The sequence below is a fragment of the Flavobacterium plantiphilum genome, assembly GCF_046000495.1.
GTDB classification, from domain to species: Bacteria; Bacteroidota; Bacteroidia; order Flavobacteriales; family Flavobacteriaceae; genus Flavobacterium; species Flavobacterium plantiphilum.
The window spans coordinates 316501-331775 of sequence record NZ_JBELQA010000002.1 but is presented as its reverse complement, the minus strand read 5'-3'; the positions used below and the strand labels follow the sequence as shown (position 1 = coordinate 331775).

The following is a 15275-nucleotide window of genomic DNA, read 5'->3' as shown; positions in this document are numbered from 1 at the left end:
TTTTACGTCCAAAAGCAATTATTTTTGCAGCACTCTAAAAATGAGTTTTCAATTAAAATTTAAAGACATGAATATATTACTATTAGGTTCAGGAGGAAGAGAGCATGCATTTGCTTGGAAAATGGTTCAAAGTCCGCTTTGTGACACTCTTTTTATGGCACCTGGAAATGCCGGAACAGCCGAAATTGCTACGAATGTTGCGATTGCTGTAACCGATTTTGATGCAATTAAAGCTTTGGTTATCAAAGAAAATATCGAAATGGTTGTGGTAGGTCCTGAAGATCCGTTAGTAAAAGGTATTTATGACTTTTTCTTGAACGATGAAAATTTGAAGAATATTCCTGTGATTGGTCCATCAAAAATTGGAGCAACCTTAGAAGGAAGTAAAGAATTTGCCAAAGAATTTTTGGTAAAACACAATATCCCAACAGCAGCTTATGATAGTTTTACGGCAGAAACGGTAGAAAAAGGATGCGATTTCTTAGCAACTTTGCAACCTCCTTATGTATTGAAAGCAGATGGTTTAGCAGCAGGAAAAGGAGTTTTGATTATTCAGGATTTAGAAGAAGCTAAAGCTGAATTAAGAAACATGTTAGTGGGTCAGAAATTTGGTGCTGCGAGTGCAAAAGTGGTTATTGAAGAGTTTTTGGACGGTATCGAGTTGAGCTGTTTCGTTTTAACAGATGGAAAAAGCTATAAAATTTTACCAACAGCCAAAGATTACAAACGTATTGGTGAAGGCGATACCGGCTTGAATACAGGCGGAATGGGAGCTGTTTCTCCGGTTCCTTATGTTGATGCGGTGTTGATGGAAAAAATTGAAACCCGTATTGTAAAACCAACAATTGATGGTTTACAAAAAGACGGAATTCCATACAAAGGATTTGTTTTCATTGGATTAATTAATGTAAACAATGAGCCTTTGGTTATTGAATACAATGTGAGGATGGGGGATCCGGAAACAGAAGTTGTGATTCCAAGATTAGAATCGGATTTAGTAGAGTTGTTCTTGGCTGTAGCCAATGAAAAACTGGACGAATTTGAACTAAAAATTGATCCAAGAAGTGCTACTACAGTAATGTTAGTTTCTGGAGGTTATCCTGAAGATTTTGAAAAAGGAAAAGTAATTTCGGGCTTGGAAAAGGTTGAAAACTCAATTGTTTTCCACGCCGGAACGAAGTTAGATAACGGAAATGTAGTGACAAATGGTGGTCGAGTAATGGCCATTACTTCTTATGGAGATTCTTTTCAGGAAGCTTTGGCACAATCGTATAAAAACGTTGCTGAAATAAGCTGGGAAAATGTTTATTTCAGAAAAGATATTGGATTCGATTTAGTTTAAATCAAAACCTTTCAAACATAAAAAAACGAATTGCACTTTAAAAATGCAATTCGTTTTTTATTTAAATTTTTAAATGCTGTTCTTATTTTAAGAAAGAATGTGCTGTAGTATCCTGATTTTCAGTTCCTGCCTCGTCAAAAATACGTAATTGTTTAATCCAGTAAACAATTGCAACAGCACAAATAATCATAAAAATCCAGTTGATAAAGTTTGCACCAAACCAGGTTCTTAATTCTAAAGAACGTAATCCATCTAATGGTAAGAAAAGAAAATCAACAAAAAGTGATTGTATTCCTTCGAAAAATGCTTTCATGATATAGAATTTAAATTTTATTAAGCGATGTGATCAATGGTAAATAATTTAAAATTTTATTAGTCTAATAAAATTTTGCTATATCTCGTTTCCTTTTTAAACAAGTATTATATTTACAGTCACAAAAGTATAAAATATCCTTATGATTACAAGTGTTTTTAAAAAATCTACACCATTAAATTTTTCTTTAGTAGTATTTTTGATATTATTTTTTGATTTTGTTTATCAAATTCAGGATTTAGCTTGGTCTCATTCGACGGTTTTGGTTTTTAAAACAATAGGGATTGGATTGGTTATTTTAGGTTCGGCACTGATTACTAATTTTGTTGCAAAAAAAAATAATCTCAGTAAAGACAGTGCATACAGCATTTTATTTTTTCTTTTACTTCTGCTTTTTTTTCCTTCACTTTTTGAAAACATTAATCTTGTTTTTGCTAATTTTTTCGTTTTGTTAGCGATTCGGAGACTGATTTCATTGCAGTCACAAAAATCATCCAAGGAGAAAATATTTGATGCTTCTTTATGGATTATTGTAGCCGCTTTGTTTCATTTTTGGAGTATTTTATATCTGGTGTTGGTATTTATTTCTATTATTTCGCATGTTGCCGGCGATTACAGGAACTGGCTTTTGCCTTTTATAGCTTTTTTTGCAGCATCGATAATTTTTGCATTGTATTCTTTATTATTTAACGGAGATGCACTAGGGTATATTACCAGTGGAATTGAAACGGATTTCAGCATTGATTATTTTACTAATAATTATCAAAATGCTGCACTGTCAGTTTATGCCACAGTAGCTTTATTTTTTGTTATTTCGATGCTAATGACTCTGTCTTCCCGATCCCAGTTGTTACATGCTTCTTTGAAGAAAATTGTAATTGCCTTTTTTATTGGAGTAGCAATTTTTATAATTTCCCCGAATAAAAGTAATGATCTGTTAATTTTTACAATTATGCCTCTGGCAGTAATGACCACTGCACATATTGAAATGCCTCAGTCTAAACTGAATCAGGAACTGGCTCTGGGAATATTGATTTTGTGTAGTTTGTTTGCTTTTTTTTGTCAGTTATAATTTGATTCCGTAAGCTAAATCGCCTGCATCTCCCAGACCGGGAATAATATAACTGTGCTCATTTAGTTTTTCGTCTAAGGCGCCTATCCACAAATGACAATTTTCAGGCAACTGTTTTTCAAGATAAGCAATACCTTCAGGAGCGGCAATTATTACAGCAATATGTATGGTTTCAGGATTTCCGTGTTCCATTAATTTATTATAAACTGCGACAATAGATTGGCCTGTTGCCAGCATAGGATCCACTAATAGTAAACATTTATTGTTAATATCGGCAATAGCCTGATATTCGACTCTGATTTCAAAATTATCATCATTAACAGGATGGTGTCTGTATGCCGAAATAAATCCGTTTTCGGCCTGGTCAAAATAATTAAGAAAACCCAGATGCATTGCCAGTCCGGCTCTTAAAATGGAACAAATCACAATTTTGTCGGCAATTTTTGTTGTTTCCTTAATTCCCAGCGGTGTCTGAATTTCGATAGATTCATATTTTAATTGCTGACTCAGTTCATAGGACATAATCTCACCAATCCGTTCTATATTACGTCTGAATCTCATAGCATCTTTATGAACATTTACAGCTCTTATTTCTCCTAAAAAATGATTTAAAATGCTGTTTTTTTCTGATAAATAATGAATTTGCATACCGGGAATTATTAATTTTTAATGGAGAGCAGAAACTTGAAATGTAATTTTTTTATAAAAGTATAAAAAGTATCTTTGTCTAAATAAAAAGATATATATGTTTTCAAAATTAGCTTATTCCGTTTTTGAGCAAAGTATAAAAGATTATCATCAATTTGATAATGTAGATCAACCGATTAATAATCCTTATCCCAAGGATAAGTTTGAACATTTATTGTATCTGAAAAATTGGATTGATACGGTACAATGGCATTTTGAAGATATTATCCGTGATCCGCAAATTGATCCCGTAGCTGCTTTAACTTTAAAGAGAAGGATTGATGCTTCTAATCAGGAACGTACTGATATGGTGGAATATATTGACAGTTATTTTTTGCAAAAATACAGCAAAGTAGTTGTAAAAGAGAATGCAAAAATCAACTCCGAAAGTCCTGCTTGGGCTTTTGATAGGTTGTCTATTTTAGCTTTGAAAATTTATCACATGACTGAAGAAGCTATCCGTTCAGAAGCTTCGCAGGAGCACAGAGATAAATGTCAGGAAAAATTAAATGTACTTTTAGAACAAAGAACAGATTTATCAACAGCTATTGATGATCTGCTTACAGATATTGAAAACGGTGATAAATTTATGAAAGTGTACAAGCAAATGAAAATGTACAACGATGATGAGTTGAATCCTGTTTTGTATCAGGGTAAAAAATAATTTTTAAAATAAACTTTATTTATGATTACTATTGAAAAATTAAAAAAACTCAAAGAATCTGAGGATAAAGTTGAATTTAAAAAAGGCGAAGGCGGTAATATATCTTACGATGGTGGATTGAAACTAAAACCGAGTGATAGGAGAAGATGTATTTTAGGATATGTTACTGCTTTGTGCAATGAAGGAGGAGGATATTTAGTTATTGGAATGAGTGATAATTATCCTCATGAAGTAATTGGTACAAAACAAAATCTAGATTCAACAGGAGAATTAGAATCTAAAATTTATACTGATACTGGAATTCGTCCATTGATATATGAGCTTTATGAAGATTTAAAAAGAGTTTTAGTAATAGAAGTCCCTTGTCGCCCATCAGGAAAGGTTTTTAAATTTGAAGATGTTCCACTAATGAGAGTTGGTGAGGAATTAAAACCAATGTCGGATGAAGTTTATTTGAAAATTATCAATGAACAAGAACCTGATTTTTCTCAACAAATTTGTGATGGATTGCAAATCTCTGATTTAGATAGTGGAGCAATAGCAATTTTAAAGGATAAATATTCAATAAAACAGAATAATCCAAACTTTAAGACTCTATCCGATGAACAATTATTATCTGATTTAGAGCTCTTAAAAAAAGGTAAACTTACCAACGCAGCACTCATTTTACTTGCTAAAAAAGAAGTTTTAAATGAAAGACTTCCACAAGCTGCTGTTATGTTGGAATATAGGAACTCTGAAAATCAAATACCATTTGATAATAGAATTGAATTTGATGAACCTTTTTTTATATTAATTGATGAACTTTGGAATACCATAAACTTAAGAAATGGTAGTTTTCCAATACAAGAGGGAGCTTATATATTTAATATACCTTATTTTAATGAAGAAGTAATAAGGGAGTCTATTAATAATGCTATTTCACACAGAGATTATAGAAGAAGTTCTGAAATTGTTATTAAACAGTTTCCACTAAGATTGGATATAATAAATGCGGGAGGGTTTCCCAGTGGTGTAACCATAGAAAATTTAATTAAGACCCCAAGTACTCCAAGAAATCGATTATTAGCTGAAATTTTGCAAAAAACAGGTATTGTTGAGCGTTCAGGTCAAGGAGTTGATAAAATATTTTTTAATACTCTTTCAGAGGGAAAGGCAGAACCTGATTATTCAAAATCAGATTATTTTAATGTTTATTTAAAATTATCGGCAATAATTGAAGACAGAGCTTTTGCATTATTTATTGATTCTATTCAAAATGAACTTCCTTTCGATGAAAAGCTCTCAGTGTTAGAAATTTTTACTTTAAATAAGATAAAAAATAAAACACCAAAAAAGGATTTAGATTTTGAACAAGTAAATCAACTTTTGGAGAAAAAGTTGATTGAAAAAAGAGGTATGACTAATGCTGTGTATTATATACTTTCGAAAGACTATTATGATTTCACAGATGAAAAAGTACAATATTATAATCTACAAGAAATAGACGATAATCAGGTTTTTACTATTATTTTGCAATATTTATCTAAAGAGAAAAAAGCAAAGATGAAAGATTTTGTTGGTCTTTTTGAAGATAAATTATCTAGAAAACAAGTTCGTTTAAGGGTTGATAAATTAGTAAATAATAAACAGTTAAAGCAATTAGGAGAAGGTTCTTCATCTATTTATGAAATAGGGGAAAAATTTATAAATGATATTGAAGTATTCTCTGAAGTGTTAAGTTTAGGGATTAAAGCTTTGGAAAAACAAAATGGTAAAAGAAACGAAACGACCAAAAAAAGGCCAAAAAAAGGCGAGTAAATGTTAATAACTAGCCCTTATTGTGAATAAAAGGCGTATGTATACGCCTGATTTTCAGCTTTTTTAAATTTATTTTAACGGCCAAAAAAGGACCACTTTCTACAACTTTTTGCCACATTTTCAATTATTAATATTTAAAATTTGACTTCCAAAATAAAGCATATCGCCGTCATGAGACTCTCCGCAATGGGGGATGTCGCCATGACGGTTCCTGTTTTACGTGCTTTTGTAGAACAGCATCCTAATATTCAAATAACGGTGGTTTCGCGTCCGTTTTTCAAGCCTTTTTTTGATACGACACCCAATGTTGCTTTTTTTGCTTTTGACGAAAAGGAAAGGCATAAAGGCTTTCTTGGTCTGATTCGGTTGTTTAAGGATTTACGAAAGTTAAAAATTGATGCTTTTGCCGATTTGCACAATGTATTGCGTTCTAAAGTTGTGAGAACACTTTTTGCCTTGAGCGGAAAAAAAGTAGCCGCTGTAGATAAGGGACGTAAAGAGAAAAAAGCACTGACACGTGCTGAAAATAAAGTTTTCGTACAACTACCCACTATGTTTGAAAGACATGTAAAAGTGTTTGAAGAACTTGGTTTTGCGGTTGATTTATCTAATCCACAATTTCCTGAAAAAGCGATTTTAAGTTCTGAAATTATTTCGATCATTGGCGAAAATCATCAAAAATTAATCGGAATAGCCCCTTTTGCACAATACGATTCTAAGGTGTATCCTTTGGATTTAATGCAGGAAGTTATTTCGCAATTAGCAGCAAATCCACAAAACAAAATATTACTTTTTGGTGGAGGAAAAAAAGAAATTGAAATTTTAGATTCTATTTCTAAATCCTGTGAAAATGTCATTAATATGGCTGGAAAAATTAAATTCCAACAAGAGCTTCAATTGATTAGTAATCTTGATGTGATGCTTTCTATGGATTCCGGAAATGCACATATAGCCGCAATGCTTGGTGTGAAAGTCGTTACGCTTTGGGGAGCAACACATCCTTTTGCCGGTTTTTCACCATTTAATCAGCCTGTTGAAAATGCCTTGGTATCCGATAGAGAAAAATTTCCATTATTACCCACTTCAGTTTATGGAAGTAAGGAAGTTGAAGGTTATCAGCAAGCCATGAGAACTATCACACCCGACTCCATTGTTAAAATTTTAAATATTTGTAAATAAGTTAATTAGTTTACATCTGTCGCAAACCCTTATATTTCCTGATTTTTTTATTGAAAGAATAATTTTACCAATTTTTTAACTAATCCCTTTTAAATAATTAGTGTTAAAAATACTACTTTGGCTCGCCGTAAGTTTACTTTTACGGTCAGAAATTATAATTAGAAATAGAGAAACTTTCCCGAGTGGCTTTAAATCTTAAAACGTTATACTTTACAGCATAGTTAGTTATGAAAAAAACTTTAGGATTAGTTACTATTTTCTTTTTATTTTCATTTTCAGTCTTTTCTCAAAAAGCTACTATTTCCGGTATTATTACTAATGCTAATGAAAACACACCGATTTACAATTCAGTTGTAGCTTTGTTAACACCTGTAGATTCTATTTTATATCAATTTACCCGATCTGGAAAGGATGGGAAATTTAATCTGAAAAATGTGAAAGCAGGAGATTATATTCTGATGACTTCACACAATCAGTATGCAGATTATGTAGACGTAATCACTATGGATGAAAACGACAAAAAGTTAGGAACAATTCCTTTGATGAGTAAAATAGAACTTTTAAGAGAAGTAGTCATTAAAACAGGATCCATAAGAATTAAAGGCGATACTACCAGTTACAGAGCCAGTGATTTTCTAGTAGATGCCAATGCAAATGTGGAAGAATTACTTAAAAAATTACCGGGAATACAAGTAGATAAAAACGGAGCCATAAAAGCTATGGGAGAAACGGTCCAAAAAGTATTGGTAGATGGTGAAGAGTTTTTTGGTGATGATCCTGGTATGGCGGTCAAAAATTTAAGAGCAGATGCAGTAAAAGAAGTTCAGGTATTTGATAAGAAAAGTGAACTGGCTGAATTTACAGGAATAGATGACGGGAAAACTCAAAAAACAATTAACCTGAAATTAAAAGAAGATAAGAAAAAGGGATATTTTGGAAAAATAGACGGAGCTAACGAACCATTTTCTGATGCCGATTCGAGATATAATACTAATTTGATGTTTAGCAGTTTTAAAGGGAAAAGAAAATTATCTGCTTTTTTATTAAATGGAAATACCGGTCAGGACGGACTGGGTTGGGAAGACAGCGAGAAATTTGGAGCCCGTGACAGTAACATCAGTATGAACATGGATGATGATGGAAATGTAAGTTATGAATGGGTGGGAGATAATAATGACGGAGAACCCCGTATCAATACTCAAAACGGATTTACGAAAAATACTAATGCAGGATTGCAATATACTAACAAGTGGAATGACAAACAAAACCTGAATGTTTCGCCAAAATTCAATAATCAGATTTACACCAATAACAGCAGCAGAATTTCCCAAACACAGATAGGAGAAACGCAATTAAATGAAAACCGCTCTACAGTGAACAATGTTGACAGGAGTAATTTTAAACTTAATGCGGTCTATGATGTAAAATTAGATTCGGTAAATTCGATAAAATTCTCCGCCAGAACTAATTTTTATAATACAGACAGTGATGAGTTTACCGACGGAACCACAACAGGAAATGACGAAATATTAAAAAATAAACAACAACGATTAGCGATTACAGATTCAGATAAATCGGCTTTGTCAGCAGGTTTTTTATTCAAACATAAGTTTGCCAAAGCACGTCGTACTTTTTCGGTTAATGGTAGCTGGAGTAGGTTGAATACTAGTTCTAATAATTTTTTAAGATCTTCGAATGAAAGTTATGTAGAAGGAATTCTTGCTACAAAAGATAGTATTAACCAGAATAAAATAGGAGACAGAACCACTCAAAATCTTTCAGCAAGTTTTAGTTATTCTGAACCTATTGCTAAGCAGTTGTCACTTCAGTTTGCCTACCAAATCGCTTATGATACAGGGAAGAACAATCAATTAACTTATGATTTTTCTGAAGATACCGGAAAATATGATCAATTAGTGGCTTCATTGTCCAATGAGTTTGAACAAACACTGATTACACACAGACCTAATTTAAAACTGAGTTATAATGCTAAAAAAATTAATTATAGTATTGGAAGCGGTTTTGGATTTACTTCTTTTGATTTGCTGGATAAAACTATGAATAAAGAATACAAGCGTAGTTATACTAATTTTTTCCCTTCGGCAAATTTTTCCTATAAGTATAAAAGCAATAGTAGTTTACGCTTTAATTATCAGGGATCAACCAGACAGCCTACACTGGACCAATTACAACCTTTAAGAAACAATCAGGACTTTTTTAACCAAACGGTAGGAAATCCGGATTTAAAGCAATCTTTTACTAATACGATCAACATCAGCCAGAGCAGTTATGACATGCTGACTGAAACCCAAATTTATCAGGGATTAAATTTCAGTACGACAAGCAATGCTATTATTTACAGCAGGGTGATTGATCCTGAAACAGCCAAAACAGTTTCCAGACCTATCAATACCAATGGGAATTTTTCAGGAAGTTTTTATTTAGGATATGGATTAAAAATCAAAAAATTAGATATGAGAGCTGATTTTAGTCCGTCATTTAGCTATAATAAATCAGTCCTTAGTATTAATGATAAAATGGGAAGTGCTAAGAATTTAAACACCGGATTTTCAGTTTATTTAAATAAATCCAAACAAAAGCAATATTATATTAGTTTAAGTAACCGGTTTTCATTTAACAGAAACAGCACTTCTCAAAATGATGAAGTTAAATCCTTTAATACTAATAACTTAAATTTAGACATAGGAGTTTATTTTGCCAAAAATTGGAAAGTATCTACTGATTATAACCTGAATACCCGGCAAAAAACGGTTGATTTTCAGGACAATTTAACCAATCAATTGTGGAATGCCAGATTGCAACGCACCTTTAAAAACGATGAGTTTACCGCTTATTTTTTGGTACGCGACATCTTAAATCAGAATATTGGTATACAAAGAAATATATATCAAAACACCATTAGTCAGGAACAAAATGACAGACTTAAACGCTATGCGATGATAGGTTTTACCTGGAATTTTAAAAATGGAGGCGGAGCAAAAAACAAATAAAATAATGTCGGTTTTTGAAATGAAAAAACAAAATAGTCATATGAAAACAATACTTTTTTTTATTACGGTGCTTTTTTTTACAATAACATCAAATGCGCAGCAATTTGTAAATAAAGCTGTTATTGAATACGAAGTAAGTACGAATCTCAAAAAAACGATGAGCAATGACAGCTGGGACGAAATGATGAAAGACAACCTTTCGGATCTTAAAATTTCGTATTTCAATTATACTTTTGCCGATAATAAAAGCATTTTTAAATTTGACAGATGGAGTCCTAAAACAAGAATTCCAAAATATCTGAAAGATGCAGATGAAGAAAACAGCTGGTATTTTGATTTTAATGACGGGATGATGAATATGCAAAAACAAATAGTAGGAACTAATTTTGTTATAGTTGACAGTATCAGTAAAATTGAGTGGAAGATTACTAACGAAAACAGAGAAATTGCTGGATATAATTGCCGGAAAGCTGTAGGTAAAATAATGGATGACGTGTATGTTTTTGCTTTTTATACCGATGATATTACCATTTCAGGTGGTCCCTGTTCTATCAATGGTTTACCGGGAATGATTTTGGGACTTACTGTACCGCGACTATATACTTCCTATATTGCGACAAAAGTAGATGTATCTTTTGCCAACGCAGCGGAAATAAAACCCATCACTGCTAAAAAAACCTATGATTTTAAAGAGTTAAAAGCCATTTTTGAAGATAAATTAAAAAATTGGTACAGCGATGGTGATCAGAAAGAAGAAATTCAAAGACAAAAGAATATGTTCTTGTGGAATGCTTTCCTTTAATAAATTCCAAATCCCAATTTTTATGAAGTTGGGATTTTTTATAAATATATTTTCTCGTCTCTACATCTACTATAAATGTAATTTTTTAGATTCGAAATAGTTTCCTGATAATCGGGTGCCGGATAACCAAAACGTTCATGCTCCATTTGCTCCTTTTCAAAAGTATTACAGCCTTTAATAACTTCTTTAAGCATATCGAGCATGACGAGTTCTTTATTGCCTGTTTTTTGAAATTTGAACTCCACAATTTCGTCCTGCAATTCTTCGCAATAGTTTATAAGCTGCTGTACTTCAGGTTCGTCCAGAAGCGAAGGATTGTTCCTGAATATTTCCCGAATGGATTTCATTTTATATAGATTTAAATGATTTAGTATCGAATTTTCCAAACTTAAATTTAAATAAAAAACTAAAACAAATTAAAATAGGTAAAGCCAGCCATGCAGTAAAAACTAATTCTATTCCATTTTGCCCACCTGATCCGTAACAAATTGTATTTACATTTGTGAAAAATTGCGCTAAAGAAGCTTGTAAAGAAATATATTCGACGAAATTAAAAATTGTCAATTTTGTAAGTGTAGGATTTTTAGTTTTTTCAATATTCTTTATAAAAATAATTGGTGTAGCTACTGCTGTTAGAGTTGTCAATACCCACAGTGATTTCCAATATATTTCGCATTCAATATTAAGTTTGTCTGTCAAAAGTTGAAATAAGAAAAATAAGATTGCAGTAAAGCCAGGAATAAAAATCCCTATTCCACATGAAATCAAAGTAGGTTTTAAGAAACTAAATTTCATTTACTAGATATGTTTAAATCATTTGGTTGCTAATATAAGAAAAATGACAACCTTTCTTAAAACAAAAAAACTTCCCTTTTCAGAGAAGTTTTCGTTATCATTAGGATGAATCTAAAATCTACATTCTAAAATCTGAAATTGTATTATACATCATCAAAATCTACATAAATCGTATCAGATGTTGGATGTGCCTGACAGCTCAGGATTAATCCATCTGCAATTTCTTTATCGGTTAGGATAGAGTTTTTCTTCATTTCTGCGCTACCTTCGGTTACGCGGCAAAGACAGCTGCTGCAAATTCCGCCCTGACAGGAATAAGGCGCATCAATTCCTTGTTTTAATGCTGCATCCAGAATGGTTTGCTTTTGTGACATTTCAAAAGAGGTTTCTTCATCATCCACCATAACAGTAATTTTTGTATGACCGGATAATTCTTTAATTTCATTTTCATGAACTGAAGAAGTAAAAAGCTCAAATTTAATAGCTGATTCTTTTACATTTTTCTCTTTCAGAATCCCTGATACAGTTTCAATCATCTGCTCAGGACCACACAAATAGAATTTTTCAAACTCAAGTGCAGCGTGTTTGTTATTCAGAACATAATTCACCACCGATTTGTCTATTCTTCCAAACAAAGCTTCATCAGCTTTAACCTGACTGTAAACATAATGAACAAATAATCGGTTTACATACTGCAAATGCAAATCATGTAATTCCTGATGAAAAATAGTTTCTTCCGGAGATTTATTTCCGTAAACCAGTACAAAAGAACTCTTAGGTTCGCTTTTTAAAACCGATTTTAAAATAGATAAAACAGGTGTGATTCCGCTTCCGGAAACAAAAGCAACATAGTTTTTTTGTCTGTTAGCGTCGGGTTCAAAAGTAAATTTACCTTCTGGCTTGCCTACTTCAAGAACATCACCTGCTTTTAATTTTGTGCGGGCAAATTGAGAAAATTTACCATCTTTAACCGCTTTTACAGCAATGCGTAATTCGCCGCTTTCCGGTGAAGAACATATAGAATAGGCACGACGAATTTCTTCTCCGTCCAGTGTTAGACGAATGTTTACATATTGTCCTGCAATAAATTTATAATCGTCTTTTAATTCCGCAGGGACATTAAAAAGTATTGAAACGGCAGCGGCAGTTTCTCTTCTAACTTCTTTTATAAGGAGTTTTAAAAATGAAGGCATGTTATTAATATTTTATGCAAAAGTAGCAAACGACGGTTAAAAGAAAGACACTAAATTATTTTTTTTAACTTTTCACTAAAATATCTTCTTACATTTGATTTTGTACGCAACCAAAAAATCAAATAACCATGATTAAAAAATTTATTTATCTCGAATGGAAGGCTTTTATAAGGTCAGCCTCATTTGGTACTAATTTAGTGATGAAAATTATAATAGGTTTTCTGGTAGCTTATTTTTCAGTCCTTTTTGTCGCAATTGGAGTTGGGGCTTTTTATATATTAAAAAAGAGTAATCTTGAACCTCTGGCGACTATCAATAAATTTTTGATTTATTATTTTTTGTTGGATTTGATAATGCGTTTATTCATGCAGAAAATTCCGGTTCTGAATATAAAACCGCTTTTGATTTTACCTTTCAAAAAACCAACAATTATTCATTTTTCTTTAGGGAAAACGGCTTTGTCTTTCTTTAATTGGATCCATTTTCTTTTTTTTCTGCCTTTTTCAATTGTTCTTGTGATAGAAGGATATGATATAACTGGGATTGTGTTATGGTTTCTGGCTTGCCTGAGTTTGGTGTACATCAATAATTTTGTTAATATCATTCTGAGTAATATCGATAAATTATGTATTGTTTTCAGCACACTGATTGTGGGTTTAGCTGTGGCTCAGTATTACGCTTTATTTGATATTACTACTTTTACAACTCCGTTTTTTCAAGGAATCTATGAAACAAAATGGATGTTTTTGATTCCGGTCATAATACTAATAGTGTTATATAATCTGACCTTTAAATATTTTAGTAACAATTTATATTTAGATGCAGGACTGGCTAAGAAAGAAACTGTTGCCACGACCGAAAATCTTACCTGGCTGAATCAGTTTGGTGTTTTAGGAACATTTCTTAAAAATGATATCAAATTAATCAGGAGAAATAAAAGATCCAAAACCACTATTTTAATGAGTGTTCTTTTTTTATTTTACGGATTGCTGTTTTTCGGAAAGGCACATCAGCCGTACTTCATGCATATTTTTGCAGGTATTTTTGTTTCGGGCGGATTCTTATTTGTTTTTGGACAATTTGTACCCAGTTGGGATAGCTCCTATTACCAATTAATGATGACACAAAATATTCCCTATCGCGGCTATATTACTTCAAAATGGTGGCTGATAGTTATTGCTACATTTATTTCAACCATTCTGGCTTCCTTCTATCTTTTGTACGGACTGGAAACTTACCTGACCATTGTTGTGGGGGCAATCTACAATATCGGGGTCAACTCGCATGTTGTGCTTCTAGGAGGTGCATTCATAAAAACACCAATTGACCTAACCAGTAACAGCGGTGCTTTTGGTGATAAAAAAGCCTTCAATATCCATACCATGCTGTTAACGTTACCCAAACTTTTATTGCCTTTATTATTGTATTGGGCAGGATTTCATTTTGGCAATAAAACTATAGCATTAGCCTTAGTTGCAGGAGCGGGAATTCTTGGATTTGTTTTTAGAAATAAAGTATTTTCAATTATTGAAAAGAGATATATAATTGAGAAATACAGTACCATTAATGCTTACAAACAAAAAAATTAATTAGTGACTTTACCTACGGTCTCTCCCTCTAATAACAATATAATCTGAAAAATTATCATGATAGCAGTAAATCAACTCTCAAAAAAATACAACGGAACTACCGTTTTGAATATCAGTAATCTGGAAATTCCTAAAGGTCAGAGTTTTGGATTAGTAGGAAACAATGGCGCGGGAAAAACCACTTTTTTCAGTTTGTTACTGGATTTGATTCAGCCATCAACAGGAAATATTAAAAATAATAGCATTCAGGTAAATACAAGTGAAGACTGGAAATCGTTTACCGCTTCTTTTTTAGACGAAAGTTTTCTTATTGGTTATTTAACTCCGGAAGAATATTTCTACTTTATAGGCGATTTACGTCATCAGAATAAAGCGGATGTAGATGCACTGCTTAATGAACACGAAGATTTTTTTAACGGAGAAATTTTAAATAATAAAAAGTACCTGCGTGACCTTTCTAAAGGAAATCAGAAGAAAGTGGGGATAATTGCCGCTCTTATTGGCAATCCTGATGTAATTATTTTAGACGAGCCTTTTGCTAATTTAGATCCGACTACAGTAAGCCGCTTAAAAAAAATTATCAAAAAATTAGCTGATAATCCTGATGTTACAATATTAGTTTCCAGTCATGATTTACAGCATACAGTTGAAGTTTGTGACCGGATTGTAGCGTTGCACAAAGGAGAAATTGTAAAAGACATTCAGACTTCAAAAGAAACATTACAGGAACTGGAAGCGTTTTTTGCTGTATAAGTTTTTATATTTTAAAAAAAGAGTATTTTTACCAGTCATTATACTAAAAAAACTTTTTAAAAGTTTAATGATAAA

General features: G+C 32.2%; 14 protein-coding genes. 9 read left to right on the top strand and 5 right to left on the bottom strand.

The genetic code is table 11. The annotated features are described in order from the left end of the window. The first annotated feature begins 67 nt into the window (after positions 1 to 67). The gene (gene purD / locus ABS764_RS04200) at positions 68 to 1342 is read left to right on the top strand and encodes a phosphoribosylamine--glycine ligase (RefSeq protein ID WP_408080289.1); all 1275 of its coding nucleotides are present in this window, start codon (positions 68 to 70) and stop codon (positions 1340 to 1342) included. An 82-nt stretch (positions 1343 to 1424) separates the two neighbouring features. Here the strand turns inward: purD and ABS764_RS04195 are convergent, their stop codons facing one another. Beyond that, a complete protein-coding gene (locus tag ABS764_RS04195) occupies positions 1425 to 1655 on the bottom strand; it encodes a DUF6341 family protein (protein ID WP_408080287.1) in 231 nt (76 codons plus the stop codon). Between the two features lie 142 nt (positions 1656 to 1797). Between ABS764_RS04195 and ABS764_RS04190 the strand changes: the two genes are divergently transcribed. Then, a complete protein-coding gene (locus tag ABS764_RS04190) occupies positions 1798 to 2727 on the top strand; it encodes a DUF6427 family protein (protein WP_408080286.1) in 930 nt (309 codons plus the stop codon). On the opposite strand, the gene upp is transcribed toward ABS764_RS04190, so the two are convergent. Continuing rightward, entirely contained in the window at positions 2722 to 3375 is a 654-nt protein-coding gene (upp, locus tag ABS764_RS04185; protein ID WP_408080285.1) for a uracil phosphoribosyltransferase, read from the bottom strand. The genes ABS764_RS04190 and upp overlap by 6 nt on opposite strands. Before the next feature lie 97 nt (positions 3376 to 3472). On the opposite strand from upp, the gene ABS764_RS04180 reads away from it, so the two are divergent. From ABS764_RS04180 to ABS764_RS04160, 5 genes are all read left to right on the top strand, one after another. Beyond that, positions 3473 to 4078, top strand: a complete 606-nt coding sequence (locus ABS764_RS04180; RefSeq protein ID WP_408080283.1) for a DUF4254 domain-containing protein — start codon at positions 3473 to 3475, stop codon at positions 4076 to 4078. Positions 4079 to 4099: 21 nt separating this feature from the next. Beyond that, positions 4100 to 5878, top strand: coding sequence for an ATP-binding protein (locus ABS764_RS04175; protein WP_408080282.1), 1779 nt, complete (start codon positions 4100 to 4102; stop codon positions 5876 to 5878). Between the two features lie 171 nt (positions 5879 to 6049). Then, positions 6050 to 7057, top strand: a complete 1008-nt coding sequence (locus ABS764_RS04170; RefSeq protein WP_408080280.1) for a glycosyltransferase family 9 protein — start codon at positions 6050 to 6052, stop codon at positions 7055 to 7057. Positions 7058 to 7284: 227 nt separating this feature from the next. Beyond that, positions 7285 to 10068, top strand: a complete 2784-nt coding sequence (locus ABS764_RS04165; protein WP_408080278.1) for an outer membrane beta-barrel protein — start codon at positions 7285 to 7287, stop codon at positions 10066 to 10068. A 40-nt stretch (positions 10069 to 10108) separates the two neighbouring features. Next, a complete protein-coding gene (locus ABS764_RS04160) occupies positions 10109 to 10870 on the top strand; it encodes a GLPGLI family protein (protein ID WP_408080277.1) in 762 nt (253 codons plus the stop codon). A gap of 38 nt (positions 10871 to 10908) precedes the next feature. Here ABS764_RS04160 and ABS764_RS04155 read toward each other — a convergent pair whose 3' ends face one another. The 3 genes from ABS764_RS04155 to ABS764_RS04145 form a co-directional block, all read right to left on the bottom strand. Then, the gene (locus ABS764_RS04155; protein ID WP_408080275.1) at positions 10909 to 11217 is read right to left on the bottom strand and encodes a hypothetical protein; all 309 of its coding nucleotides are present in this window, start codon (positions 11215 to 11217) and stop codon (positions 10909 to 10911) included. A 1-nt stretch (position 11218) separates the two neighbouring features. Further along, positions 11219 to 11665 (bottom strand): hypothetical protein, encoded by a 447-nt coding sequence (locus ABS764_RS04150; protein WP_408080273.1) that lies wholly within the window; start codon positions 11663 to 11665, stop codon positions 11219 to 11221. A 143-nt stretch (positions 11666 to 11808) separates the two neighbouring features. Beyond that, positions 11809 to 12858 (bottom strand): 2Fe-2S iron-sulfur cluster-binding protein, encoded by a 1050-nt coding sequence (locus ABS764_RS04145; RefSeq protein ID WP_408080271.1) that lies wholly within the window; start codon positions 12856 to 12858, stop codon positions 11809 to 11811. A gap of 128 nt (positions 12859 to 12986) precedes the next feature. Here ABS764_RS04145 and ABS764_RS04140 point away from each other — a divergent pair, with 128 nt between their 5' ends. Together ABS764_RS04140 and ABS764_RS04135 are read left to right on the top strand one after the other, a co-directional pair. After that, positions 12987 to 14447 (top strand): DUF5687 family protein, encoded by a 1461-nt coding sequence (locus tag ABS764_RS04140; RefSeq protein ID WP_408080269.1) that lies wholly within the window; start codon positions 12987 to 12989, stop codon positions 14445 to 14447. Positions 14448 to 14504: 57 nt separating this feature from the next. After that, the gene (locus tag ABS764_RS04135; protein WP_408080267.1) at positions 14505 to 15200 is read left to right on the top strand and encodes an ABC transporter ATP-binding protein; all 696 of its coding nucleotides are present in this window, start codon (positions 14505 to 14507) and stop codon (positions 15198 to 15200) included. Positions 15201 to 15275 lie beyond the last annotated feature (75 nt).

Bases quoted from the DNA above. Each gene is read 5' to 3' on its own strand.
- ABS764_RS04190 (WP_408080286.1), top strand. From the start codon at position 1,798: ATGATTACAAGTGTTTTTAAAAAATCTACACCATTAAATTTTTCTTTA.
- ABS764_RS04180 (WP_408080283.1), top strand. From the start codon at position 3,473: ATGTTTTCAAAATTAGCTTATTCCGTTTTTGAGCAAAGTATAAAAGAT.
- ABS764_RS04170 (WP_408080280.1), top strand. From the start codon at position 6,050: ATGAGACTCTCCGCAATGGGGGATGTCGCCATGACGGTTCCTGTTTTA.
- ABS764_RS04155 (WP_408080275.1), bottom strand. From the start codon at position 11,217: ATGAAATCCATTCGGGAAATATTCAGGAACAATCCTTCGCTTCTGGAC.
- ABS764_RS04150 (WP_408080273.1), bottom strand. From the start codon at position 11,665: ATGAAATTTAGTTTCTTAAAACCTACTTTGATTTCATGTGGAATAGGG.
- purD (WP_408080289.1), top strand. From the start codon at position 68: ATGAATATATTACTATTAGGTTCAGGAGGAAGAGAGCATGCATTTGCT.
- ABS764_RS04160 (WP_408080277.1), top strand. From the start codon at position 10,109: ATGAAAACAATACTTTTTTTTATTACGGTGCTTTTTTTTACAATAACA.
- ABS764_RS04165 (WP_408080278.1), top strand. From the start codon at position 7,285: ATGAAAAAAACTTTAGGATTAGTTACTATTTTCTTTTTATTTTCATTT.
- ABS764_RS04140 (WP_408080269.1), top strand. From the start codon at position 12,987: ATGATTAAAAAATTTATTTATCTCGAATGGAAGGCTTTTATAAGGTCA.
- upp (WP_408080285.1), bottom strand. From the start codon at position 3,375: ATGCAAATTCATTATTTATCAGAAAAAAACAGCATTTTAAATCATTTT.
- ABS764_RS04145 (WP_408080271.1), bottom strand. From the start codon at position 12,858: ATGCCTTCATTTTTAAAACTCCTTATAAAAGAAGTTAGAAGAGAAACT.
- ABS764_RS04175 (WP_408080282.1), top strand. From the start codon at position 4,100: ATGATTACTATTGAAAAATTAAAAAAACTCAAAGAATCTGAGGATAAA.
- ABS764_RS04135 (WP_408080267.1), top strand. From the start codon at position 14,505: ATGATAGCAGTAAATCAACTCTCAAAAAAATACAACGGAACTACCGTT.
- ABS764_RS04195 (WP_408080287.1), bottom strand. From the start codon at position 1,655: ATGAAAGCATTTTTCGAAGGAATACAATCACTTTTTGTTGATTTTCTT.